We start from the raw sequence: 25,215 nt of genomic DNA, 5'->3' as shown, positions 1-25,215 counted from the left end.
AACGCAAACACCACAAACAACATAGTGTGAATAAGTCTTCGGCCTATTAGTACCAGTCAACTCCACGCCTTACAACGCTTCCATACCCGGCCTATCAACCTCATCATCTCTAAGGAGCCTCACACACCACAAAGGGGTGCCAGGAGAACTCATCTCGAAACAGGCTTCCCGCTTAGATGCCTTCAGCGGTTATCCCTCCCGAACGTAGCCAATCAGCCATGCACCTGGCGGTACAACTGACATACCAGAGGTTCGTCCGTCCCGGTCCTCTCGTACTAAGGACAGCCTTTCTCAATTCTCCAACGCGCGCAGCGGATAGGGACCGAACTGTCTCACGACGTTCTGAACCCAGCTCGCGTACCGCTTTAATGGGCGAACAGCCCAACCCTTGGGACCGACTCCAGCCCCAGGATGCGACGAGCCGACATCGAGGTGCCAAACCATGCCGTCGATATGGACTCTTGGGCAAGATCAGCCTGTTATCCCCGAGGTACCTTTTATCCGTTGAGCGACAGCGCTTCCACAAGCCACTGCCGGATCACTAGTCCCGACTTTCGTCCCTGCTCGAGTCGCCACTCTCACAGTCAAGCTCCCTTGTGCACTTACACTCAACACCTGATTGCCAACCAGGCTGAGGGAACCTTTGGGCGCCTCCGTTACACTTTAGGAGGCAACCGCCCCAGTTAAACTACCCATCAGGCACTGTCCCTGAACCAGATCATGGCCCGAAGTTAGACATCCAGATTGACCAGAGTGGTATTTCAACAACGACTCCACCACCACTAGCGTGACGGCTTCACAGTCTCCCACCTATCCTACACAAGCCAACCCAAACACCAATACCAAACTATAGTAAAGGTCACGGGGTCTTTCCGTCCTGCTGCGCGAAACGAGCATCTTTACTCGTACTGCAATTTCACCGAGTTCATGGTTGAGACAGTAGGGAAGTCGTTACTCCATTCGTGCAGGTCGGAACTTACCCGACAAGGAATTTCGCTACCTTAGGATGGTTATAGTTACCACCGCCGTTTACTGGGGCTTAAATTCTCAGCTTCGCCCACACAGGGCTAACCAATCCTCTTAACCTTCCAGCACCGGGCAGGAGTCAGTCCGTATACCTCGTCTTACGACTTCGCACGGACCTGTGTTTTTGATAAACAGTCGCTTCCCCCTGGTCTCTGCGACCCCTACACGCTCCCCACCGCACGGGCAGATCACGCTCAGGGCCCCCCTTCTCCCGAAGTTACGGGGGCATTTTGCCGAGTTCCTTAACCATGATTCTCTCGATCGCCTTAGTATTCTCTACCTGATCACCTGTGTCGGTTTCGGGTACGGGCAGCTAAAACCTCACGCCGATGCTTTTCTCGGCAGCATAGGATCACCAAATCCCCCACAAACAAGGGGTCCCATCACGTCTCAGACACACAACCGGCGCATTTAACAACCAGTCATCCTACACGCTTAGACCACGACAACCACCGCGTGGCTTGGCTACCTTCCTGCGTCACACCTGTTAACACGCTTACCTCCAAAGCTTGGGTCCCACACACCCCACAACACCACAAAGAAAAACTTCATGACACCGTGATCGGCATGGTTAGCATCACAATATCAGTATGGACGGTCCTTCACTGGTACGGGAATATCAACCCGTTCTCCATCGACTACGCCTGTCGGCCTCGCCTTAGGCCCCGACTAACCCAGGGCAGATTAACTTGACCCTGGAACCCTTGATCATCCGGCGCACGGGTTTCTCACCCGTGATTCGCTACTCATGCCTGCATTCTCACTCCCACACAATCCACCACACACTCCCGTGGCAGCTTCACCTCGTGCAGGACGCTCCCCTACCCAACCAGCCACAAAGACTGATTGCCACAACTTCGGCGGTGTACTTGAGCCCCGCTACATTATCGGCGCAGAATCACTTGACCAGTGAGCTATTACGCACTCTTTCAAGGATGGCTGCTTCTAAGCCAACCTCCTGGTTGTCTCAGCAACTCCACATCCTTTCCCACTTAGCACACGCTTAGGGGCCTTAGTTGATGGTCTGGGCTGTTTCCCTCTCGACAATGAAGCTTATCCCCCACTGTCTCACTGCTACACTCTCACTTACCGGCATTCGGAGTTTAGCTAACGTCAGTAACCCTCGCGGGCCCATCGGCCATCCAGTAGCTCTACCTCCAGCAAGAAACATGTAACGCTGCACCTAAATGCATTTCGGGGAGAACCAGCTATCACAGAGTTTGATTGGCCTTTCACCCCTATCCACAGCTCATCCCCCCAGTTTTCAACCTAGGTGGGTTCGGTCCTCCACACGCTCTTACACGTGCTTCAACCTGGCCATGGATAGATCACTCCGCTTCGGGTCTAGATCCTGCCACTACAACGCCCTATTCAGACTCGCTTTCGCTACGACTACCCCACACGGGTTAACCTCGCGACAAAACACTAACTCGCAGGCTCATTCTTCAAAAGGCACGCCACCACCCCACACAAAAGGGGGCTATAACGGCTTGTAAGCACACGGTTTCAGGTACTATTTCACTCCCCTCCCGGGGTACTTTTCACCATTCCCTCACGGTACTGATCCACTATCGGTCATCAGGAAGTATTTAGACTTACCAGGTGGTCCTGGCAGATTCACACGAGATTCCACGAGCCCCGTGCTACTCGGGACATTGTCAACGCACACACAACACTTTCAACTACGGGACTCTCACCCACTACGGTCGACCATTCCAAGCCAGTTCGCCTACCATCATGCACTACGCCGGTGACCAGTTAGAACCACCACAACAACTCCCACAACACCCATGATGCAACACCTAACCGCTATCACACACCACAGGTTTAGTCTCATCCGCGTTCGCTCGCCACTACTAACAGAATCATTATTATTTTCTCTTCCTGCGGGTACTGAGATGTTTCACTTCCCCGCGTTCCCCCCAACTGGCCTATACATTCAACCAGCGGTCACCCACCACAACGATGAGCGAGGTTTCCCCATTCGGAAATCCTCGGATCCACGCCCAGTTATCGGCTCCCCGAGGCTTATCGCAGATTCACACGTCCTTCATCGGCTCCTGATGCCAAGGCATCCACCGTGTGCCCTTAACAACTTACACACAATCAAGAAAAAGAAGAATCAAGAAACCACACAACCGTGCAGTTCCCAGAAGATGCTCGCGTCCACTATATAGTTCTCAAACAACAAACCACACCAACACCAACACCGAGAACAAACCCAGCACCAGCACCAGCCAGTCACCAACTCAGACCACACCTAGCGTGCAACCCGAAAACCCAAGAACGCACCCGAACAACACGAAAAGATGATGACGTATACACAACACCGTGAAACAAAACAAACAACAAAAAAAAGGGGCTGACATTCCACCCATGAGCAAACCACCCACCCGACACTCGCGAGCAGCATGGCCAACCAAACAATAGTTGAGCTCCTTAGAAAGGAGGTGATCCAGCCGCACCTTCCGGTACGGCTACCTTGTTACGACTTAGTCCCAATCGCCAGTCCCACCTTCGACGGCTCCCCCCACCAGGGTTAGGCCACCGGCTTCGGGTGTTACCAACTTTCGTGACTTGACGGGCGGTGTGTACAAGGCCCGGGAACGTATTCACCGCAGCGTTGCTGATCTGCGATTACTAGCGACTCCGACTTCATGGGGTCGAGTTGCAGACCCCAATCCGAACTGAGACCGGCTTTTAGGGATTAGCTCCACCTCACAGTATCGCAACCCTCTGTACCGGCCATTGTAGCATGCGTGAAGCCCAAGACATAAGGGGCATGATGATTTGACGTCATCCCCACCTTCCTCCGAGTTGACCCCGGCAGTCTCCTATGAGTCCCCACCATCACGTGCTGGCAACATAGAACGAGGGTTGCGCTCGTTGCGGGACTTAACCCAACATCTCACGACACGAGCTGACGACAACCATGCACCACCTGTATACCAGCCCCGAAGGGAAACGCCATCTCTGACGCAGTCCAGTATATGTCAAGCCTTGGTAAGGTTCTTCGCGTTGCATCGAATTAATCCGCATGCTCCGCCGCTTGTGCGGGCCCCCGTCAATTTCTTTGAGTTTTAGCCTTGCGGCCGTACTCCCCAGGCGGGGCACTTAATGCGTTAGCTACGGCGCGGAAAACGTGGAATGTCCCCCACACCTAGTGCCCAACGTTTACGGCATGGACTACCAGGGTATCTAATCCTGTTCGCTCCCCATGCTTTCGCTTCTCAGCGTCAGTTACAGCCCAGAGACCTGCCTTCGCCATCGGTGTTCCTCCTGATATCTGCGCATTCCACCGCTACACCAGGAATTCCAGTCTCCCCTACTGCACTCTAGTTAGCCCGTACCCACTGCAAAACCAGGGTTAAGCCCCAGCCTTTCACAGCAGACGCGACCAACCGCCTACAAGCTCTTTACGCCCAATAATTCCGGACAACGCTCGCGCCCTACGTATTACCGCGGCTGCTGGCACGTAGTTAGCCGGCGCTTTCTCTGCACCTACCGTCACTTTCGCTTCTTCGATGCTAACAGAGGTTTACAACCCGAAGGCCGTCATCCCTCACGCGGCGTCGCTGCATCAGGCTTGCGCCCATTGTGCAATATTCCCCACTGCTGCCTCCCGTAGGAGTCTGGGCCGTGTCTCAGTCCCAGTGTGGCCGGTCACCCTCTCAGGCCGGCTACCCGTCGTCGCCTTGGTAAGCCATTACCTCACCAACAAGCTGATAGGCCGTGAGCCCATCTAAAACCACTCCATAACGCTTTCCACCAACACCCCATGCGGAGATTGGTCGTATCCGGTATTAGACCCAGTTTCCCAGGCTTATCCCAGAGTCAAAGGTAGGTCACTCACGTATTACTCACCCGTTCGCCACTAATCCACCTAGCAAGCTAGGCTTCATCGTTCGACTTGCATGTGTTAAGCACGCCGCCAGCGTTCGTCCTGAGCCAGAATCAAACTCTCCGTTACAAAAACAAAAAGCAAACGCATGATCCCATAACTCTCAAAAAACAATGAACTACTGACAAAACAAAAAACAAGGACACAAAACACCAGGCACACCAACGCACCCCATGCTTCCTGTCCCACACGAATGTCCCAACCAGCAGACACCACAACAAAATTTTCAGAACTACAAGACCACACCAAAAAACATGACCTCAATAAGATCAAAAAACATATACGGTATCAACCCCGCACACCAACACCCCACCAAAAAAAGGGGGTACCAGTGCACTGTCACAACATCCCGTTTCACCAATACACATCATCACAACACAACACACAGTTGTGTCTAAAACGTATTGAACAAAGCACACTCTTGAGTTCTCAAACAACACACCACACCAACAACAACACACCATCAGAGTCATCATCAGTCGGTCAGGGATATCGCCACTCCATTTTGAGTGACAACCTATACAACTATACTCGCTTCCAGAAAGAAACACAAGCTAAAACTTTGTGTTTTATATCACACAATCTTGAGATTCATTCAAGCCATCATACTCTTGAAATCGTCTCACAAATGTGACACATAAACTTCAAGTCATACGGTGTATAGTTGATTTTGCCGCATAATCTCGGGGTTTTTACCCCCGCTCGCCGCGGCGACTCATACAACTATACAGAGGCTTTCCGTGCTTTGCAAACCAGAATAATATGTAGTGTGTCACACAATATTTTGGGTGTTTACTTCCATGAAAACCTCATTCACGAAAACTCCTTATACTCCGAAAATTCTTAAAGACTCAAGGCTCTGCCCTCCCGGTAAAAATACCGGTCAAGCAACGCCTTTCTTACGTTCAAATGCGCTAGATTCCGCTAATACTGCTGCGGTGGAGTCTCAGAAGCCATGTTATTAAACCGCGAGTACTTACCGCTAAATGCCAAGGGAATAGTCTTCGTTGGGCCGCCACGATGCTTCGCAATAATCATGTCTGCCTCGCCCACACGATCGCTATCGGGATTGTACATATCCTCACGATGCAGCAGAATCACCATATCCGCATCCTGCTCAATCGAACCGGATTCACGCAGATCAGAGATCATCGGGCGCTTATCGGTGCGCTGCTCCGAACCACGGTTCAGCTGCGAGAGCGCAATGACCGGAACTTCAAGTTCCTTCGCCAAAAGTTTGAGACTACGGGAAAACTCCGAGACCTCTTGCTGACGAGACTCAACTTTCTTACCCGAGCTCATTAGCTGCAGGTAGTCCAGCACCACAAGCTGCAATTGATTGCGCTGCTTAAGACGACGGCATTTCGCACGAATCTCCATGAGCGTCATGTTCGGCGAATCATCAATAAAAAGCGGTGCACCGGTTATTTTCCCCTGCAGGGTCGCCAGGTTGGTCCATCCCTCCTGGTCAAGATCTCCCTTCTTGAGGCGGCCCATCGAAATGCGGCCCTCCGCCGAAAGCACACGCATTGCAAGCTCGGTGCGACCCATTTCCAAAGAGAAAAAGACCGTCGTCATATCATGATGAATCGCGGCAGAACGAGCGATATCCAGTGCCAAAGTCGATTTACCCACGCCGGGACGCGCGGCAACCACAATCATCTGCCCCGGATGCAAACCACCGGTGAGCTCATCAAACTCAATAAAGCTCGTGGGCACGCCATAAACGCCATCCGGACGGTTCGAGTTCGCATCAATCTCGTTCATCGTGGCTTCTAAGGCATCTGAGAAGGTAACGTAATCCTCTTTCGCGTTGCCATCTGAAATTGCGTAAATCTCAGATTGTGCCTGATCAACCAGCGAGTCTACCTCGCCCTCGCTCGTGTAACCGAGCTGGGCGATCTTAGTGCCAGCCTCTACCAGACGGCGCATAACCGCGTGTTCCTTGACGATCTCAGCATAATACTGGGCATTCGCAGCGGTTGGAACCGAAGCGATGAGCGTATGCAAATATGTTGCCCCGCCAACTCGTGTGAGTTCACCGCGGCCCTTGAGCTCATCCGCTACCGTAATCGCATCGGCGGGGTTGCCGTGACCGTACAGAGAAATAATTGCCTCATAGATCAGTTCATGCTGCGGCTTATAGAAATCTCCCGCATGCAGAGTCTCTACCACATCGGCAATAGCGTCTTTAGAGAGCATCATGCCGCCCAGCACCGACTGCTCCGCGACATCATCGTGCGGCAGGGTGCGAGAACCATAATCGATGGCAGTTTCAGACATGCTTTTTCCTCAAAATCGCGTTTTTATCCGATGTTTATGGCGTTCCAGAAGCAATTTCTGCAGAACTTCTATGCTAGTTTCTCATGAACGCTTGTTGAAATGTACACCGCCTTATAAATTCTGTGTCTGTTCCCGGTAGAACTCTCGAAGACTATTCGTTCCCGTCGGCTCCCCCACACAATCATGCGTTAAGCCCCACAGCATAAACGATAAAGTATCGGCCACGCGCGGTTTGATAAGGCCGATCACCTTCATCACACCGTCTGCTAACCGGGGCGGGATAACTGTGATCTTCGCGGGGCGTCCCACCGCCTCAAAAGCGTACTGTGCTACCTCGCGCCACGAGAGAACCTCGGGACCACCAATATCGTAGGATCCTTCTTGAGCAGATTCCACCTTATCAAGACAGTATGCGGCAACATCCGCCCCGTGAATGGGGTTAAGCCGCCCTTGCGGTCGCAGAAGATACACCCGGCCCGGCGTGCCATCTGCGCTATAGCGCTCATATCCGAGAAGTATCCACTCGGGCTCACCACCTGATGCGCCAGCGGCGACTGGATCAATGCCTGCGCGAAAGCCGTTTTCGCACGCGTGAGCTGCGAACGAATCGACTCGGCGTGTATGGCGTTCACATAGCAGAAACGTGTGACATCATGGGCGCGCGCAGACTCCAATATATTTAGGTTCGCACGGTAGTCAATATCCCAGGGATCGGCCTTCTGCCGAGTCACCCCTAGTGCCGAAATAACCGCATCAACGCCATCGCACACCCCTGCCGCCCAGGAACGGTCGGTTACATCACCAACCGCCCATTCATCTACCCTATCCGCCAGCGATGGTGCACCCCACGCCCCGGCACTCTCAGCCCGAGCCTTATCGCGCACCACAGCACGCACCCGATGCCCGCGACGATGCGCCTGCTCCACAATATGACGCCCCACATAGCCCGATGCTCCAACAACCAAAATATTCATCGTTTCACCTCGCTGTGGTTCTGTGAACAAAGTTTCGCACCCTTTAGGCAGGATTACAGTCTTTGAGATAGCCCTCAATCACATCGACGGCGCGGGTTGGACCGTCCATGCCACGCATTGCCTTGCTGAGCTGCCGGGCCTTGGCACGCATGATCTCATCTGAAAGTAAACGATCCAGAATGCCGTGCATCTGACCTCGGTGCACATCATGTTTCGCGAAGCGCAGGGCGTTGCCGTACCGCACACATTCCTCAATATTCCAGCGTTGCTCAGCCTGCATGGCGATACCCGCAAACGGTACCCCCGCCAGACACGCTGTCTGCACGGTTCCTTCACCACCGTGCGTGATTGAGGCATCAATGTGCCCGGCAAGCAGATGAGCCGGAACAGTTCCCGCACGGTGAATATTGTCGCCCAGCGAGCGCGCATCAGCATCCGCTAACAGCACCCCATCACCGACCAGAACATCTACCGGTGCCGTTGAAAGTTGCCGCAGCGCCGCCGCCAAGATGCGTGCAGACCCGGACGAGCCCATCCCCACGTAGATAAGTGGTCGCTTTTTAGGTTCCCGAACAATCTGCGGAAGTTCACCGGGAGCACGGTAGTAGATAGGTCCCACGCTGATATCTGGAGCTGTTAACGAATCGCCGCGCAGCTCGGTAAAAAGAGAACAGATAAGGTTTACGTCAGCGCTGAACATATCGACGGTACGGCGCGGGAGTTTGATTCCATGTTCGCGGGCTACACGAGTGAACGAGGCTGGTTTATAAGATATTGTCCGAGCCAGTGCGCGTAACCATCCCGGTGCTGCGGGGGCTTCACCGGCAGGTTTCGCAGAAAAATAGGTCGTTGAATATGCGTAAGGGCGCGCATAGAAAATAGGTACACCGGCGATGCGCGCGGAGATCAGCATAGTTGGGTTAGAGCCGATCACCACGGCATCTGCGTTAAAGTCACGAATGGCCGCAAGTTCTACGGTAACCCTCTGGCGTACTTTCTCGGTGGTGAAGGGATGCCGCACTCCCCTGCCTTGGTCAAGCGCCATGAGTTGTTTCGCTTCGGCATCAGTCATGATGGGTTCACGAAGATGCACGGGAAGCCGCGCGCTTTCCAGCAACCCACGGTATTTGGGCGAGTATATATGGAAGAGGACTTTGTACCCTCGGTCTTGGGCAACACGCGCTATTTCGATGCCGCGCGTGGTTTCACCCATATTAAAGCTTTCGGGAGAGAAAAGAATACGGCTCATTGTCTTCTCCAGCGAGGGGGGCGTACACATGCTTGAGTGGGATCTACGCCTCATATATATCTAGTGTAAAACGGAGCCTCAGTAATCCTCCCACTGTATCGGGAAAACTCAGGCTCCGTTTTCTGACCGCGCAAATCGTAGTTATTTCTTCCGTAGAACCAGACCGATAGCGCCTATATGGTCGGCGTGACGGCGGAAAACACTGCGCATACCCAGCACGCGCTCACGAATCTGCGGTTTGCGTGCAAGGTTGAACATGATCTTGGCGAGTCCGCCCACCCCTTCATCGGCAATCATGCGTTTGGGTTCTAAAAGAGCCATCTCGGTTTGATATACGTCTAACACCTCAAACCCGGCTTCTTCGGCAAGGCGGGTCCATTCGGCAACCGTAAGCGGGCGTGCGTTCACGCGAATGCTTCGTGCCAGGTCCTTCTGAATTTCTTCTTGAACCTCAGGGCGCAGGTAGTCGGGGGTTAGCGATAGCTCGTGAATGGCGTAGTAGCCGCCCGGCCGTAGGATGCGCGCCGCTTCGCGCATAATTTCCAGCTTGTGCTTGTCGGTCTGCATGGTCAGCATAGCCTCGCCCACCACCACGTCATAGCTGGAATCAGGCAGTCCGGTCTCCTGCGCCCCGGCGTTCACGACCGTGTAGCTGGGGTTGTCTCCGATGCGCCCGCGCACGATTTCAGCCGCCTTTGGATCAAGGTCTACACCGGTGTAGGTCTTGGGGCTACGTTTGACGATTTCGAGCGCCGTAATGCCTAGTCCAGGTGCAAACTCAACCACGTCGATCTGCCCACCAAGCGCGCGGCTGAGCAGCCAGTTTGTAGTTTCGCGCCCACCGGGGCGAAGAACTTTCTTACCGAGTTGGGCGAGCAGCCAGTGTCCGGCGGCTTTTTCGGCGGGACGATCGGTACCGGGAACGTTCGGGGTTTTAGGCACGATAACTCTCCTGTGATAATTCGTATTTAATATGCAAGATTTTTATGCTCTAATTCTACACTCCATCATGAGGTAGCCGCATTTTTCTTATGCTGTATCTTGCAAACCTCCTGTCACGCCGGCACTAACCGTTGTTTTCTGTGGCTTTATGTGCGGAATGCAGACTAAGGATTAAACGAAACTGAGACCGAACCCGAAGATTCGATCTCAGCCTCAATCACACACACATACATACGAAAATCAGAGCCACTTCCGCTAAGGAAAGTCCAACTTTCAGATAGTCCTCTCGAACTACCTGACATAACTATGACCCGTCAACCTTTATTCCTCGTGAGTTAAACCTTGAGAATATCTGTGAATACGAGGAGTCATGTGTGCTGTAGACACAAGGCCAGGGGTCAGAGCTTCCTTACAGGGCATATATCGCAGAGAATTACACGCTGTATCCGGTGCCGTGCATGAGGTTGTAATAGCCGCCCGAAAGAAGGCGAAATTTTTAAAACTGAAAAGCGAGGCTACTGTGTAGCCTCGCTTTTCAGTTCCACGAGAGCGTATTCGCTCTCTGAAACACACACATTCACATCGCAGTCCTCTCGAACCAACACCTCTAGTTAACCGTAGTTACCTTGAGGAACCTTGGGGTTTGGCTGAAAAACACCTGAAAGTCCCCGCAAGAAATACTGGGAAGAGCGCAATCCCCACGCGACAGTAATTTAGCCGTTAGAGTTCAGAAGAGCATCAGCCAAAACCACGGTCACCGGGTTTATCAGCACCGATACCGCCGCCAATACAATATTTGCGATGCGATGGCGCACAAACCGAATAAGCCCCACTATGGCACAGATAAAGGCGATCACAGAGGTAAAACTACCCACGATTATCGTGATATAAAACAGGATGGCATTCACCATGAGCGAGGGAAAAGGAATAAAGGCAAGTATCACAAGTACAACACTTACTGCCTCGAAGATGATGCCGACCCGCAAAAGCTGAGTGCTGGGGGGAAGGTGATTGAAAGATTTTTTCGCCATATATCTAGCCTAACCGAGAGTAGCCCACAACAATGATCCTTGATGTAACAGCGAGTGCCGCCTCCCAGCCAGTATGGGTTCAGGAGGCGGCACTTCCTCTTATCCGATGAGCCGTAAATCTAAGACTTCATATCGTTGAATTTGAAGCGAATCCAGCCAAGTACCAAGGGTACAAAACCCCACAGGGTGAAGAGGATACAGCGGACTTCGTAGCTGGGATCTTTAAACTTATCAGTATCGTAGACCAACATATTTTCGCCCAGATGGACAGGTAGATACTTGGAAACATCGCTTGCCCACTCAGCAGACCTGAAGAAACTAAGAACTATTGTCACCACAAAAAGCAGAACGACTGTAAGAACAATAGCTCCGGCACTATTACGGAGGAGAGCACCAAACCCGAATCCCATCCAAGCAAGTACCACAAGATACAGTCCAAGAAGAAGAGCGATTCGAAGTACTTCACCATCGAAAGAGACTCGTAGCTTTTCCGTGAGTATCATCTGACCTAAGAAGAATGCCAAGATACCGCTCAAGGTTCCTACGACAAAAGCTACCACCGTCACCACAAGGGCTTTAGCAGAATATAAAAGAGAACGACGCGGTACTGCTAGCTGACTTGTTTGCATGGCACCCGTGGCATATTCAGATGCAATAAATACCGTCGCCATGGAAGAAAGAATAATGCCTCCCAATGAAGCGCCTACAACTCCGATAGAGTACGATGCGCTCTTCATCTGGTCAATGATCTCGGAACCGTTGACTGATTGCCCATTCACAATCTGCGATGTACTCACATCTTTCTCATACTGTGCCAATTGTTCGTTAAAAACAGGAGCCAGCAGCATTGCGAGTCCTAAAATCAGCACTACCGTAATGATGAAGAGAACCTGCTGAGAACGTAGGGAGCGCATCTTTAACCATTCTGAGCGGAGCACACCCAGGAATGATAGGTTATGAGTAACCGGTGCAGGCGCATTTTTAGTAGCGTAGGTTTGAGTACTCATTTATATGTTCCTCCCATTCTCCTGCTGGGTTTCATCGATAAAGCTGTGCTCTGGAGAACTAACCACCGGTTGCAGTTGAGGATCGGCTGCCGGTGCATTCGGTGCCGAAGAACCTGCGACTACAGCACCAGCACCGGGAAGCTCGTCAGAGACATATTCAACCTCTGAACGTGTAATTTCAAGGTAAACATCCTCAAGAGTCGCTTCATGAGGTGCCAGCTCATAGAGCAAAATTTGCTCACGCAAAGCGAGTTCACCCAGGTCACGAGCATCAGCCGAAACCAACAAACCATCGGTATCGACCGCCTCGAAAGGAAGCGACCGTTCTGCAAGGAGTGAAGCGAAAAGGTCACGTTCATCGGTACGAACCAGAACTTTATGACCGCCTACTCGCGAGATAAGTTCATCAATAGACGTGTGTTCCAGCAGGCGACCGCGCCCAATAATAATGAGATCGTCAGCGGTCTGTGCCATCTCGCTCATGAGGTGCGAAGAAATCAGCACCGCCCGACCTTCGGATGCCAAATACTTTGCCAACTGACGAACCCACACCACGCCTTCGGGATCAAGACCATTAACCGGCTCATCCAAAATAACGTTATGGGGATCGCCCAAAATTGCTGAGGCAATACCTAAACGCTGATTCATGCCGAGGGAAAAACCGCCAACCTTCCGTTTAGCGACTTGGCTTAGACCGGTCATGCCGATAACTTCGTCCACACGTTTCGCCGAAATACCGTGGGTAAGCGCAATAGACATGAGGTGCGTGCGTGCACTGCGCCCCGGATGTACCGATTTCCCGTCGAGGAGGGCTCCTACCGTATGGAGCGGAGATTTAAGGGACTGATAATTTTTGCCGTCCACAAGGGCTTCGCCCGAGGTGGGCTTATGGAGTCCGACCAGCATGCGCATCGTGGTCGATTTACCTGCCCCATTGGGACCCAAAAAACCGGTGACTTTACCGTCGGGAACGATAAAAGACATATCGTTAACAGCGGTTTTATCACCATACCTCTTGGTAAGATTCTGAACCTGTAACATCTATACCTATCCTTCTGCAGAAATTTAAGGATATTCTGTCACGTCCAGTCTACGGTTCTCGCTTCGGAGAATATAGGATTTTTGAGGTCCTCCCAATATTTTTATTATTTCTCAATCTTTTACGCACACCGTTTCACGTGAAACATTAATGCTGTCTATAAGAAAATTCCTATAGAAATATAGTTATCCAACGTATAGAGATAGAAATACTACTATATCGAAGTATCTCCAAGAATAGTCCTAATACCCGTCCCCTAGGGTTGTGCGCCCACGTTTGTGAAATTAGTGTAGTTAAAAATAGACCGTATACGAAGGAATAGGGAACTATGCGTGGGACTAGCAGTACACGGGAACCACAGAAAAACCGTGCAGGATACGGCCGGTGGGGTTGGTTCCTCCTTGGTGGTACAGCGCTTGCTGCCACAACCTACATGGGTGTTCAGGGTATACGATGCCGCCGGGCACTCCACGATGCTGTGGACAAACTCGCGTCGTATCCGGCCAAAACGGTGCATCTCAGCTATGGAGAGATAACATATCTCGACATTATGCCCACAGGGTCATCCTCAGCATATAGCGACCCTCCCGTTATCCTGTCTCTGCACGGTATCTATGGAGGCTACGACCAAGCCTTTGAGAACGTTAGGGATCTCTCGGAACACTACAGGATTATTGCTCCATCGCGTTTTGGGTACCCCGGAAGCTCGGTTGCAGGTGAAGGAACTCCTAAAGAACAGGCAGCGGCTCTGATGGCACTCCTTGATATCCTCAATATCGAGACGGTCTATGTGCTAGGCGCCTCTGCCGGAGGAACCCTCGCTCTTCGTTTTGCTCTGGATTATCCGGAACGGACAACAGGTCTTATTCTCCTCAGCTCTGCCCCGCCCCAGGAGGAAAAACCACGAAAGCTGCCCACGCGTATGGGGCCTCCTGCCGCTCTGAACCATGACTACGTCATGTGGCTGCTGTCTCCATTTTTCAAACCTCTATTTGGGCTTCCCTCAAATACCATATACGGGATGCTCCCCCTACGGGAACGACGTATGGGAGCCAAGATCGACACAACTATCACGAACCCGGATATGGCGGTTCATCTTGAGGAATACCCCATTGAGAGCTTGGAACCACCCGTTTTTCTGATCCACGCACAAGATGACCGAGTGGTGCCTTTTGCCCAGCCGCGAGGGCATGTGCAGAGTTCTATGTACCGATACCCGAATCTCACCACGTGTATCTTCGAAACGGGTGGTCATATGATCGAGGGGCATTCGGAAGAGGTAACCCAAGCGGTCATAGATTTTATTGACGGTATTCTGTAACACACAATGTTTCACGTGAAACATACCCCTCCCCTACCCCGCACTTCTCGGGTAAAACGGATAATTGGCTCCACATATGAAAAGGGCGTCGCATCCCAGTCGGAATGCGACGCCCTCACAGCGTCTAAATACGCCCTGCTTATGCGGCTGCTACAACGTCCAGAGTAACGTTGGCAACAACATCCTCGTGCAGACGAGCGGTCACCTGGTATTCACCGGTGCGCTTGATAGCGGAACCGAGGTGAATGGTGCGCTTGTCGATAGTGCCGAGACCTGCCTCTTCAATAGCGTCAGCAATAGCATCTGCCTTAACGGAGCCGAAGAGACGACCATCAGCACCAGCCTTGTGTGCCACTACAATCGGGCGAGCAGAGAGCTTAGCTGCGGTCTCCTGGGCTTCTTCCAGGGAGGCCTTCGCACGCGCCGCACGGGCCGCACGGATAGATTCAACCTGCTTCTCGCCGCCAACGGTCCACGAAACGGCAAAGCCGCGAGGAAGAAGGTAGTTACGTGCATAGCCGTTCTTGACGGTGACGATGTCACCAGCGGCACCCAGACCGGTTACTTCCTGAGTCAGAATAATCTTAGCCATAGTACTTGTTACTCTCCTTCTCGTTAGCGGCCAGCGCCGGAGTAGGGAAGCAGTGCAACCTCACGGGCATTCTTAATTGCCTGAGCGATCTTGCGCTGTTCCTGAACGGTCACGCCAGTTACGCGGCGAGCGCGGATTTTGCCGCGATCGGAGATGAACTTGCGCAGCAAGGCGACGTCTTTGTAATCGATAACGGTGACGTCAGCAGCTTTCAGGGGGTTCTGCTTAGGTTTGGGCTTACGGATTTCAGCCTTAGCCATCGTGGTGCTCCTTTAGGTTGGGAGCCCGCGGCGTTAACCGCGGGATGGATTGATATATGGTTTGGTTTGAGGAAGACGGAACGTTTCTTTAGAACGGAGGTTCGTCATCGGCACCGGTACCCCAATCGTAGTTTCCGCCGGACTGTGAGGTCCACGGATCAGCCGCAGGTGCCTGCTGCTGTGCCGGTTGTGCGGGCGCCTGCTGGGCTCCCCCACCGAATCCGGCATTACTGGAGTAACCGTTTCCGCCCTGCTGCTGAGCGAAGCCCTGCTGCGGTGCGGAATTGTTAAAACCACCCTGCTGGGGGTTATTACCGAAGTTATTGCCGCCAAAGTTTCCGCCCTGCTGACCGCCGAAGTTGCCTCCAGAGGTGCGCTGTGAACGGGTTACCTGGGCGGTAGCGTACCGTAGAGCGGGACCGATCTCATCGAGCTCGATCTCCATTGAGGTACGGCGTTCGCCTTCCTTCGTTTCATACGAGCGAGACTTCAAACGGCCCTGGGCGATCACACGGGTTCCCTTTTTCAGGGTCTCTGCGACGTTCTCTGCGTAGTCGCGCCAAATAGACGCACGCAGGAACAGTGCCTCACCGTCTTCCCACTGACCGGTTTGACGGTTGTAGGTACGCGGGGTAGATGCAATCGTAAAGTTTGCAACCGCCGCACCTGCGGGAGTGTAGCGCAGCTCAGGGTCGCTGGTGAGATTCCCGACCACAGTGATAATGGTTTCGCCTGCCATTGATGCCTCCTCGAATGGATTCAAGTATATAACTCTAGGTAACCATAGGAACCTGACATTTTAATCAGGTCGCGGTTTTTAGAGTCTTACTTGTTGACCTTCTGATCCTCCGGACGGATGATCTTGGTACGCATAACGGACTCGTTCAGGTTCAGAACACGGTCGAGCTCAGCGGCGGTCTCAGGGCTCGCGGTGAAGTTAACAACCGCATAGATGCCTTCGGACTTCTTCTGGATCTCGTATGCCAGACGGCGGCGACCCCAGATGTCAAGGTTGTCGATGGTACCGCCAGCGTTGGTGACGATTTCCAGGAACTTCGACAGAGACGGCTCTACCGCTCGGTCCTCAACCTCGGGGTTGAGGATAACCATCAGTTCGTATGCACGCATGATTAAACCCCTCCTTTGGGCTAAACGGCTATGGGATTTCCATAGCAGGAGATTCATGTGGCACCCGGTGCAGCATCCTCTTGTTCAGGATGCACACACAGATTCTTCTATATTACACGAGAATACGCGGTAGAATCCAGCAAAGAGAAGGATGCGCCCGCCACACCGCATGGGTGTAACGGGCGCATCCTGAAGCTAGAGTCTTGAACGCTAAAAATTCTAGTTTAGTAGTAACGAACCGAAGAGTCCCGAAGGTTGAGGATGGCGACTCGAAGGATATTCGTGAAGAGGTCTTTGAAGAGCAGAAGACCTAGCGGAATACCGGTTATCCAACCTAAACCTATGGGCGTCAGCAGGCTAGTTATACCGGTGAGTGCCAGATAAAGCAGCCCCTGAATTGGCTGACGCAGATAAAACTTGTGGATGCCTAACCATCCGAGGAAAAGCCACAGCACATAGGTGAGAATCACGGATTTGGGGCGAACTACAACGACGGTCGACTGTTCATGTTCGGAGTTCACATAAGTACGGCTGCCCGGAACGGTTCCATGGGCGAAAAGTTTAGGTTCATAAACCTGTTGCGACATATTTCCTTCCTTCGTGAGTGTTTCAGCGCGCTGTATATAACGCGCTCACTGCAAGTTTAGACAGTTCACATGCGCAAACCCTGGGAACGGGGTGTGTATTCGATGGGAATCTGCCCTCCCCTCCCCCACCGCACCAACCTTCGTTCAGACAAAAAATCCCACATCCTCGACTGTGAGGATGCGGGATTCGCCAATGCGCAGCGGGGTCGTGATAATGGGCTGTTACTGCTTCACAACAACGGGGGTTACACCGTTGAGTTGGTTCACCCGGCCAGGTATCAGGAAAATATCAATGATGAGCAAGATGCCCAAAATTACAAGAGGAATTATCCCGATAAGAAACCAAACAGTTGCCCAGCCAGTAAGGAATAAACACAGGTATAGAATCCCTTGACCCGTTTGGTTCAGATAAAACTTGTGAATACCAGGGGAACCTAGGAAAAACCACAGCAGATATGCCACCGCCATGGATTTGGGTTGCTGCACCATCATGACCGGTGCTACGGCGATAGGTTGTACGGGCTGTCCGTGAGGTTGGGAACCGTTAAATGCAGGTTTAGAAGCCGGGTTAAAGGCAGAGTTATCAGACATAGTAATGCCCTTTCGGTGAATGTGTATTCGTGCGCGGCGAACGCTGCCGCTGAGTACCATCCTACACGTCAATTTAGCTTCACAGAGGCATTTAGTGAACCTTATGCGCCGTAGTCTCCGTCATACTCTATTTCCGCAGTATTCCGCCGTATTATGGGGTTTTAGGACTCTCCGCGCTCCTGCCACCACACGAGCAGGCGGCGGGTCGCTTCTTCTTCACCAAGTTCACCCTCATCCAAACGCAGGTTCAGCAGGAATTTATACGCCTGCCCCACAAGAGGCCCAGGATCGATGCCCAGCACCTCCATAATCTGTTCGCCATCCAGTTCAGGGCGCATCGCATCCAGCTCTTCTTGGGCTGCAAGCTCATCAATACGCCGTTCCAAATCATCGTATGCCTGCGCCAGCGAGCGCGCCATGCGTTTATTGCGCGTGGTGACATCCGACCGAGAAAGCCTGTGGAGACGCTGCAGCTGCTCCCCTGCGTCCCGCACGTATCGACGTACCGCTGAGTCGGTCCACCCGGCCTCACGGTAGCCGTAGAAGCGCATATGAAGCTCCACGAGGCGCGCCACCGCCTTGATGGTGTCGTTATCGAAGCGTAGGGCGCGCATCCGTTTTTTGACCATGCGCGCGCCAACCATATCGTGCTGCAGAAAAGATACCGAGCCGTCTTTCTCGAATCTGCGGGTTTTGGGTTTGCCGATGTCGTGCAGAAGCGATGCGAAACGCAGCACGAAATCGGGTGCGGGGCAGGGGCCGTCAGCGGCGGTTTCCTTTTCGATCGCCTGCTCCATGACTTTGAGCGAGTGCTCATAAACGTCTTTATGGTGGTGTGAAGGGTCCATTTCCATGCGCAGGGCGGGCAACTCCGGGAGCACATAGTCCGCAAGCCCGGTTTCTACGAGCAAGTTCAGGCCCACGCGCGGGTAATCTGCACAGATGAGTTTGATGAGCTCGTCGCGCACCCGTTCCGCCGAAATAATCTCGATGCGCGATGCCATCTGCTGCATCGCTTCGAATACTTCCGGCGCTACAGTGAGGTTGAACCGAGCAGCGAACCGCGCCGCGCGCATCATACGAAGCGGGTCTTCGGAAAAGGATTCTTGAGGCGAGCGCGGGGTTCGCAAAACGCCCTCTGCTAAATCTTTAGTGCCGTGGAAAAGATCCACAATTTCCCCCGAAGGCAGCGCAGCAGCCATGGCGTTGATGGTGAAGTCGCGCCGTATCAGGTCAGCCTTCAAATCGGTGCCGAATTCCACCGTGGGTTTGCGGGAATCAGCGACGTACACTTCGGCGCGATAGGTCGTTACCTCGTAAACAGCGCCGTTTTTGCGGGCGCTGATGGTGCCGTATTCTTTGCCGATATCCCAGATATGCTCTCCCCAGGCGCTCAAAATCCGCTCGCTCTGGGCGGGAGTGGCGTTCGTAGTCATATCGAAATCAGTGAACTCGCCGGGGGCATTGCGTAGTTCATCACGCACCAGACCACCGACTAGGTAGAGATCAAAACCCGCCTGGCGGTAGAGTTCGCCGAGTTCAACAGCATCCGGATATTTTGAGAGCACATCAAGTTTTTGCGACATAGTCTCTTAATCCTGCCAGATATTAGCGGCAAGAGCATATTAGCGGGCTCCTATCAGCCGCACCATAGCCCAAAATAGCGCCGCATCGGATAAGGTAGAACTATGAGTTTTCCCGTACCGCGCGCACCCAAAATACGCCCCTTCGCGCCCCAGCTTCCGGTGCCTGCGCTTGAAGAGGTCTCTTCGGGAGGGCTCATGATTAATTTTGATAGTCCCGACCTTCCGGTGGCAATCATTGCGCGCTATAACCGCAACAGACAGCTCGAATGGTGTCTACCTAAGGGACATGTTGAAGGTCATGAAAGTCTGATAGAAACAGCTCAACGAGAAATAGCCGAAGAAACCGGAATTACCGGTTACATTGTTGCTACCCTCGGGTATATCGACTACTGGTTTACGTCTAGTGGGCAGCGCATCCATAAAACGGTACATCACTACCTTTTTTGTGCTACCGGCGGCCGCCTAACCATTGAGCATGACCCCGATCATGAAGCAGTCGATGTTGCGTGGGTACCCCTGGCAGAGCTTAGCCAGAAACTCTCTTTCGCTAATGAACGGCGCATCGCAGATATTGCACGAGAGTATATTAATACCCAGCTCTAACGTCACAACCAGGAGAAGAAGTTGGCACGTACCGATGCACGCTCAAGCGCCATTATGGCGGCGGGAACGCTCGTATCCCGTGTTCTAGGGTTCCTTAAGGCAATCCTTCTCACGGTGGCACTGGGTGCCCTCTCGACCGTAGGTGACGTCTTCGAGACCGCAAATACGCTCCCCAACCTCATCTACGTGTTGGTCGCCGGTGGTGTGTTCAACGCCGTGCTCGTGCCGCAGATTATCAAAGCCGCTAAAGCCCAAGACGGCGGCGAACGGTATATTTCCAAGCTCGTAACCATTACGGTGACGGCCATCGGTCTGATTACAGCGATTACGCTGGCGTGCGCCATCCCTATTATCAACGTCATGGGCTCTACATGGACGCCAGAGCAGAAAGAACTCGGGTATATATTCTCGTTCTGGTGTTTGCCGCAAATCTTCTTCTACGGGCTTTATACGGTCATTGGGCAGGTACTCAACGCGAAAGAGGCCTTCGGGGCTTTCATGTGGGCGCCCGTGCTCAATAACGTCGTTGCTATCGCTGCGCTCTTCATCTTTATTTTCACCTTCGGGGCGCAGGATACAACCATCAATCCTCCACGCCACTCGGTCGAAAGCTGGACGTCGATGCAGACGATCTTCCTCGCCGGATCGGCAACTCTGGGTGTGGCACTGCAGGCTATCGTTCTCTTTATCCCGCTCAGGAGGCTGGGGCTGCGACTCAAACCGGACTTCGGCTGGCGCGGTATCGGACTGCGGGAAGCATCTCGTCTGGCGATTTGGACCCTTGCCGCCGGTGCCGTCTCTAACCTGTCGTATATGTACATGACCCGGGTTGCCGCATCCGTGGTGAGCGCCCGCGCCCAGTATGCCGATATGGGTATTCAGATTCCCGGTCTGCAGGCAATGAACTACGCCTCAATGCTCTACTCGCTCCCCCACGGCGTGATCGGCATTTCCATCGCTACCGTCCTCTTTAACCGCATGAGTTCCTCCGCCATCGCGGACGATAGCGACAGCGTCATTCACGCCCTTTCGCACGGCATGCGTACCGCCGGTATTGCCACCGTTTTCTGTGCGCTCGCACTTATCGTCCTCGCCGGTCCCGTGGCGGTGCTCTTTAGCGGCGGAGACCCGGTTGCGGCAACCGTCATTGGGCGCCTCATTGCTATTACCGCATTGGGAACCCCCGCACTGACCATATCCTTCCTCTACGGGCGCGTTCTCTATGCCCGAGAGAATGCGCGCACCCCCTTCCTCATTCAGTTCTACGCCGCGATTGTTATGGTCGTTATGAGTGGGGTTGCCTCCCTGCTTGACCCGCGCTACACCGTGTATGCGCTCTCCCTGATTTTCCCGGTGCAGAACCTCTTCGTGGTCGCCATCAGCCACTACGAAATTCGCCGCAGACTTGGGTATTATGGGCAGAAGCGTATTATCAACATGTACGCTCGTACTACCCTCGCGGCATGTTTTGCGGGAGTTATTGCCGCCGCCGTATTGTGGGTATTGGGCGGATACAATCTTGATGGCTTCGCCTGGGCATCAAAAATTTCAGCGGTTATAACCCTTATAATCTGTGGTCTCACCATGCTCTTCAGCTATGTGGTGATGCTCAAGATTTTCCGCGTGCGTGAGGCAGATGCTCTCTTCGCACCCATCGCGGGCAAGGTAAAAGCACTCGCACGGCGAGGGGCCTCAAACGAATCTTAAACCAGCCCGCAAACCGCTAAAAACACCGTATCCCGCGTAATCCGGGTAAAATCTTTGGAAGAGCCTACTAAACTATAGGCGAGAAAATACATGACGGGAGAGAACTTGTCGCAGCAGATTCCGGTCGGAACCGTTTTGGGTGGCCGTTACGAAATCACCGCACAGATTATCATCACCGCCGAATCAGATATGATCCTCGAAGGTAAGGATCAGATTCTGAACCGTAAGGTTTCGGTGGTGGTGGCTTCTCCCGTGCGCAGCCACCTCTTGGAGAAGAATTCGCGGGCGCTGGCGGTCAATAGCCGCTACAACATTCAGATTCTCGATATGGGAATCGCCCCCGAAGGCAATAAATACCTGGTGACCTCATACAGCCGCCCGGATGTTTTGCTTGACACCCTACTGACCGATAACCCCTCGGTCTCTCCCGATGGCAACCCTGATGAGGCGCTCGGGGCCGAAATCTTCGGTGACAGCCTTACCGGTGCCGCGCCGCAAACCTACGAGAACATTCCAATGGTGGGTTCCGAAACCTCCGCTATCAGCGCTGTAAAGGCCTGGGAGGTCTCACAGATCCCCTCGATGAACGTTGCACCTATGGTCTCCGGACCGAACGATGACGGCGTCTATGAAGACGACGAAGACGAGGGTACAAACCGCGGAACCTGGGCTATTGCTTTCGCTGCCGTGCTTCTATTGGTCATTGTTGCCGGTGGCGTGCTCACCACGCTGACCGGTTTGGGGTCGAATCACGCATCGAATCCGGTTAAAGGTAAGAACGCCTCGGCAAGCGCAAGCGCTACGACAGGGTCTACAGAATCTGAGGAAGCCTCCCCGTCGGCATCGCCCAGCGCCTCCAATGCGCCAGTAAAGGTTACCTCCGTATCACGTCTGGTGCCGAGCAACCCTAACTTTATGGCGGATATGGATTCCGGTCTTCCCGCACTGACCGATGGTAACCCCTCAAGCACCTGGTCCAGCTATGGTTTTGGCAGCCCCGCCTTCGGTGGTGTCGTCAAGGAATTCGGGCTTGCCGCTAAACTAGAGTCTCCCACGGTTGTCTCCAAACTAACTATTCAGCAGACAGGCGGTTCCGGTGGTTCCTTCACCGTATACACCAACAACCAAGCCTCAATGAGCGGTGCCACCGAAGTTGGCAAGGGAAGCTTCTCTGGGCAGGATGTCACGGTTGAGCTGGATAAGGACAAGCAGTCTGCCGATAAGGGCGGCTACATCATCATCGTCTTCGATGAAGCACCCAAGCTCTCGCAGCCTATCGCAGGGTACAGCTACGGTCTGCGCATTGGCGAGATTAAGGCCGAGTAGCGTACAGCCTCAACGAGTGGCGCATCCTCATACATGGGGATGCGCCATTTATTTTGCCTTGATCTCACTCCTTCAAGGCTTCCCGTCCAGTATTCTCCGTCGAGTGCAGCCCTGAACATAAAACGTCACATTTCTCTTCGGTACCCATCATGTTCGCTTCGACCCCATTCAATATGGCTTAGCCGCTTCCAGAATGGAATAATTGGGGATACTGTTGCGTTGAGCGACTATCAGAAGAAATTCGAGGAAGAGAAGAATGAGCACTGAAAATACATTGGGTAATCTGTTCGGAGGCGCCGCTCTCGGCGGTCTGAACCTTGCCGCATCCTCCACTCCCCAAGAAAAAGCCCAAGAAACGGCCTCTGAGGGCGATCAGAAGGTCCACAACGTTATTATTGTGGGTTCCGGCCCCGCCGGGTACACTGCCGCCGTCTACGCGGCGCGTGCCAACCTTGAGCCGGTACTCTTCGCGAGCTCCCTCTCCCCCGGTGGTGCTCTCATGACCACAACCGAGGTCGAGAATTTCCCCGGTTTTGTGCAGGGAATCCAGGGGCCTGAGCTCATGACCAATTTCGGTGCCCAGGCGGAGCGCTTCGGCACGGATATTCGCTACCAGGATGTCGAAAAGTTGGAGCTCGACGGCGATATTAAGAAGGTTATTCTCTCCGACGGTTCCGTGCACCTCGCAAAAACCGTTATTCTCTCGACCGGTTCGCAGTACCGCAAGCTGGGTGTTGAAGGTGAGGATACACTCTCTGGCTATGGCGTCTCGTGGTGCGCAACCTGCGATGGATTCTTCTTCAAAGATAAGGAAATCGCGGTGGTAGGCGGCGGCGATTCTGCTCTGGAAGAAGCACTCTTCCTCACCACCTACGCATCCAAGGTCTATCTGATCCACCGCCGTGATTCTTTGCGCGCATCCGATATTATGCAGCAGCGCGTTTTCGACAACCCCAAGATTGAAGTTCTCTGGAATTCCGTGGTGAGCGAGATTCACGGCGATTCCAAGCTGGAAGAGGTTGTTCTGACCGATACCGTTACTGGCGCTACCCGCGATATGAAGCTCGACGGACTGTTCATTGCCATCGGTTCTGATCCGCGTATCGAGATGGTTAAAGATCAGCTGGAGATTACCGATCAAAACACGATTGCGGTTCAGGGACGCTCGTCAAAAACCTCTCTGCCCGGCGTTTTCGCCGCAGGCGACGTCATTGATCCAACCTACCGTCAGGCGATTATCGCCGCCGGTTCGGGTGCGGTAGCAGCACTCGACGCACAGCACTACCTCGAAAACCTTTAGTCAGGAGAAACAGATATGAGCAACGCAAAAGCAGTAACCGATGCCACCTTTAAGGCTGAGGTTCTGGATAATTCCAAGCCGGTGATCGTCGACTTCTGGGCCGAGTGGTGCGGTCCCTGCCGCATGGTCGCCCCGGTTCTCGATGAAATCGCCGCCGAATATGGCGAGAAGGTCGATGTCGTGAAGGTCAATGTCGAAGAGAGCGGCGACACCGCTATGGAATACGACATTACTTCTATCCCCGCGATCTACCTTTTCAAAGATGGGCAGGTTGTAAAGAAGAGCGTAGGCGCTCGTCCCAAACAGGCACTCATTGCTGATTTTGAGGAATACATCAAGTAGGTTTTCTTCAAGCCTTCATCCTCAAAAACCCATAGAAGGTGTGGATGTTTCACGTGAAACATCCACACCTTCTATCTTTATACCTACTTCGTTTACAGAGCTAAAAACACTTTATATACTTTTTGAGGTTGTATTTTAGATAAGAATATCTTATGAAGATACATCCATGAATCTCTGTATGACTTCGGCATAGTTCTTCCTGTAACCATTTCACCGTGTCGAAAGCGTAGGATTTTAGCCTGTCTCGATAAATATCTTGTAGTCTCCTCAATATCCATAAAAGGATGCGCAGGCTTACAATTACCCTCAGGTCGGAGTTCGTGTTATTGTTCCCCGTCCCACTTCCCCTGCTCTGCTATATACACCGCTGTAGGGTCCGCAAAGACTCGTATACCTACCGTTTTCACACATGCTCCGGAC

21 protein-coding genes and 2 rRNA genes are annotated in these 25,215 nt (G+C 53.0%); 6 read left to right on the top strand and 17 right to left on the bottom strand.

The window, feature by feature from the left end:
• Positions 1-26 precede the first annotated feature (26 nt).
• The 10 genes from HMPREF0733_RS04440 to HMPREF0733_RS04400 all read right to left on the bottom strand — a co-directional run bounded on the left by HMPREF0733_RS04440 (position 27) and on the right by HMPREF0733_RS04400 (position 13,454).
• Positions 27-3,128 (bottom strand): 23S ribosomal RNA (locus HMPREF0733_RS04440).
• A gap of 341 nt (positions 3,129-3,469) precedes the next feature.
• Positions 3,470-4,996: ribosomal RNA gene (locus tag HMPREF0733_RS04435) — 16S ribosomal RNA — on the bottom strand.
• The 16S and 23S rRNA genes sit together here, the layout of an rRNA operon.
• Positions 4,997-5,851: 855 nt before the next feature.
• Positions 5,852-7,210, bottom strand: coding sequence for a replicative DNA helicase (dnaB, locus tag HMPREF0733_RS04430; RefSeq protein WP_013398176.1), 1,359 nt, complete (start codon positions 7,208-7,210; stop codon positions 5,852-5,854).
• 111 nt (positions 7,211-7,321) lie between these two features.
• Positions 7,322-7,606: a hypothetical protein gene (locus tag HMPREF0733_RS11385; RefSeq protein WP_013398175.1), complete on the bottom strand. Its 285-nt coding sequence runs from the start codon at positions 7,604-7,606 to the stop codon at positions 7,322-7,324.
• Complete coding sequence (locus HMPREF0733_RS04425) at positions 7,540-8,184, bottom strand: NAD(P)H-binding protein (RefSeq protein ID WP_013398174.1); 645 nt, start codon at positions 8,182-8,184, stop codon at positions 7,540-7,542. Before HMPREF0733_RS04425 ends, HMPREF0733_RS11385 begins: the two co-directional genes overlap by 67 nt.
• A 43-nt stretch (positions 8,185-8,227) precedes the next feature.
• Positions 8,228-9,433 (bottom strand): nucleotide disphospho-sugar-binding domain-containing protein, encoded by a 1,206-nt coding sequence (locus HMPREF0733_RS04420; protein WP_041321647.1) that lies wholly within the window; start codon positions 9,431-9,433, stop codon positions 8,228-8,230.
• Positions 9,434-9,574: 141 nt separating this feature from the next.
• Complete coding sequence (locus HMPREF0733_RS04415) at positions 9,575-10,375, bottom strand: class I SAM-dependent methyltransferase (protein WP_013398172.1); 801 nt, start codon at positions 10,373-10,375, stop codon at positions 9,575-9,577.
• A gap of 713 nt (positions 10,376-11,088) precedes the next feature.
• Positions 11,089-11,406, bottom strand: a complete 318-nt coding sequence (locus HMPREF0733_RS04410) for a hypothetical protein (protein ID WP_013398171.1) — start codon at positions 11,404-11,406, stop codon at positions 11,089-11,091.
• A gap of 119 nt (positions 11,407-11,525) precedes the next feature.
• Positions 11,526-12,413 carry an ABC transporter permease subunit gene (locus tag HMPREF0733_RS04405; RefSeq protein WP_013398170.1) on the bottom strand — a complete coding sequence of 296 codons (888 nt, stop codon included), beginning with the start codon at positions 12,411-12,413 and terminating at the stop codon, positions 11,526-11,528.
• Entirely contained in the window at positions 12,414-13,454 is a 1,041-nt protein-coding gene (locus HMPREF0733_RS04400) for an ABC transporter ATP-binding protein (protein WP_013398169.1), read from the bottom strand.
• Between the two features lie 326 nt (positions 13,455-13,780).
• On the opposite strand from HMPREF0733_RS04400, the gene HMPREF0733_RS04395 reads away from it, so the two are divergent.
• Entirely contained in the window at positions 13,781-14,773 is a 993-nt protein-coding gene (locus tag HMPREF0733_RS04395) for an alpha/beta fold hydrolase (protein ID WP_013398168.1), read from the top strand.
• A 139-nt stretch (positions 14,774-14,912) separates the two neighbouring features.
• Here HMPREF0733_RS04395 and rplI read toward each other — a convergent pair whose 3' ends face one another.
• From rplI to HMPREF0733_RS04360, 7 genes are all read right to left on the bottom strand, one after another.
• Positions 14,913-15,365 carry a 50S ribosomal protein L9 gene (gene rplI, locus HMPREF0733_RS04390; protein ID WP_004005949.1) on the bottom strand — a complete coding sequence of 151 codons (453 nt, stop codon included), beginning with the start codon at positions 15,363-15,365 and terminating at the stop codon, positions 14,913-14,915.
• A 23-nt stretch (positions 15,366-15,388) separates the two neighbouring features.
• A complete protein-coding gene (gene rpsR, locus HMPREF0733_RS04385) occupies positions 15,389-15,625 on the bottom strand; it encodes a 30S ribosomal protein S18 (RefSeq protein WP_004005948.1) in 237 nt (78 codons plus the stop codon).
• 88 nt (positions 15,626-15,713) lie between these two features.
• On the bottom strand, positions 15,714-16,364 hold the full coding sequence (locus HMPREF0733_RS04380) for a single-stranded DNA-binding protein (protein WP_004005947.1): 651 nt from the start codon (positions 16,362-16,364) through the stop codon (positions 15,714-15,716).
• An 86-nt stretch (positions 16,365-16,450) separates the two neighbouring features.
• The gene (gene rpsF, locus HMPREF0733_RS04375) at positions 16,451-16,753 is read right to left on the bottom strand and encodes a 30S ribosomal protein S6 (RefSeq protein ID WP_004005946.1); all 303 of its coding nucleotides are present in this window, start codon (positions 16,751-16,753) and stop codon (positions 16,451-16,453) included.
• A gap of 224 nt (positions 16,754-16,977) precedes the next feature.
• The gene (locus HMPREF0733_RS04370) at positions 16,978-17,340 is read right to left on the bottom strand and encodes a TM2 domain-containing protein (RefSeq protein WP_013398165.1); all 363 of its coding nucleotides are present in this window, start codon (positions 17,338-17,340) and stop codon (positions 16,978-16,980) included.
• A gap of 222 nt (positions 17,341-17,562) precedes the next feature.
• On the bottom strand, positions 17,563-17,931 hold the full coding sequence (locus tag HMPREF0733_RS04365) for a TM2 domain-containing protein (RefSeq protein WP_115333523.1): 369 nt from the start codon (positions 17,929-17,931) through the stop codon (positions 17,563-17,565).
• A 161-nt stretch (positions 17,932-18,092) separates the two neighbouring features.
• Complete coding sequence (locus HMPREF0733_RS04360) at positions 18,093-19,517, bottom strand: CCA tRNA nucleotidyltransferase (RefSeq protein ID WP_013398163.1); 1,425 nt, start codon at positions 19,515-19,517, stop codon at positions 18,093-18,095.
• 102 nt (positions 19,518-19,619) lie between these two features.
• Between HMPREF0733_RS04360 and HMPREF0733_RS04355 the strand changes: the two genes are divergently transcribed.
• The 5 genes from HMPREF0733_RS04355 to trxA all read left to right on the top strand — a co-directional run bounded on the left by HMPREF0733_RS04355 (position 19,620) and on the right by trxA (position 24,795).
• Entirely contained in the window at positions 19,620-20,120 is a 501-nt protein-coding gene (locus HMPREF0733_RS04355) for an NUDIX hydrolase (protein ID WP_004005942.1), read from the top strand.
• Between the two features lie 21 nt (positions 20,121-20,141).
• Positions 20,142-21,827 carry a murein biosynthesis integral membrane protein MurJ gene (gene murJ / locus HMPREF0733_RS04350; protein WP_013398162.1) on the top strand — a complete coding sequence of 562 codons (1,686 nt, stop codon included), beginning with the start codon at positions 20,142-20,144 and terminating at the stop codon, positions 21,825-21,827.
• 90 nt (positions 21,828-21,917) lie between these two features.
• Positions 21,918-23,153, top strand: a complete 1,236-nt coding sequence (locus tag HMPREF0733_RS04345; protein ID WP_013398161.1) for a hypothetical protein — start codon at positions 21,918-21,920, stop codon at positions 23,151-23,153.
• Positions 23,154-23,409: 256 nt separating this feature from the next.
• Complete coding sequence (gene trxB / locus HMPREF0733_RS04340; protein ID WP_013398160.1) at positions 23,410-24,453, top strand: thioredoxin-disulfide reductase; 1,044 nt, start codon at positions 23,410-23,412, stop codon at positions 24,451-24,453.
• A gap of 15 nt (positions 24,454-24,468) precedes the next feature.
• Positions 24,469-24,795 carry a thioredoxin gene (trxA, locus tag HMPREF0733_RS04335; protein ID WP_004005938.1) on the top strand — a complete coding sequence of 109 codons (327 nt, stop codon included), beginning with the start codon at positions 24,469-24,471 and terminating at the stop codon, positions 24,793-24,795.
• The last annotated feature ends 420 nt before the right edge of the window (positions 24,796-25,215 follow it).

The sequence above is a fragment of the Rothia dentocariosa ATCC 17931 genome, from assembly GCF_000164695.2.
GTDB classification, from domain to species: Bacteria; Actinomycetota; Actinomycetes; order Actinomycetales; family Micrococcaceae; genus Rothia; species Rothia dentocariosa.
This window is presented reverse-complemented; position numbering and strand designations above follow the sequence as displayed.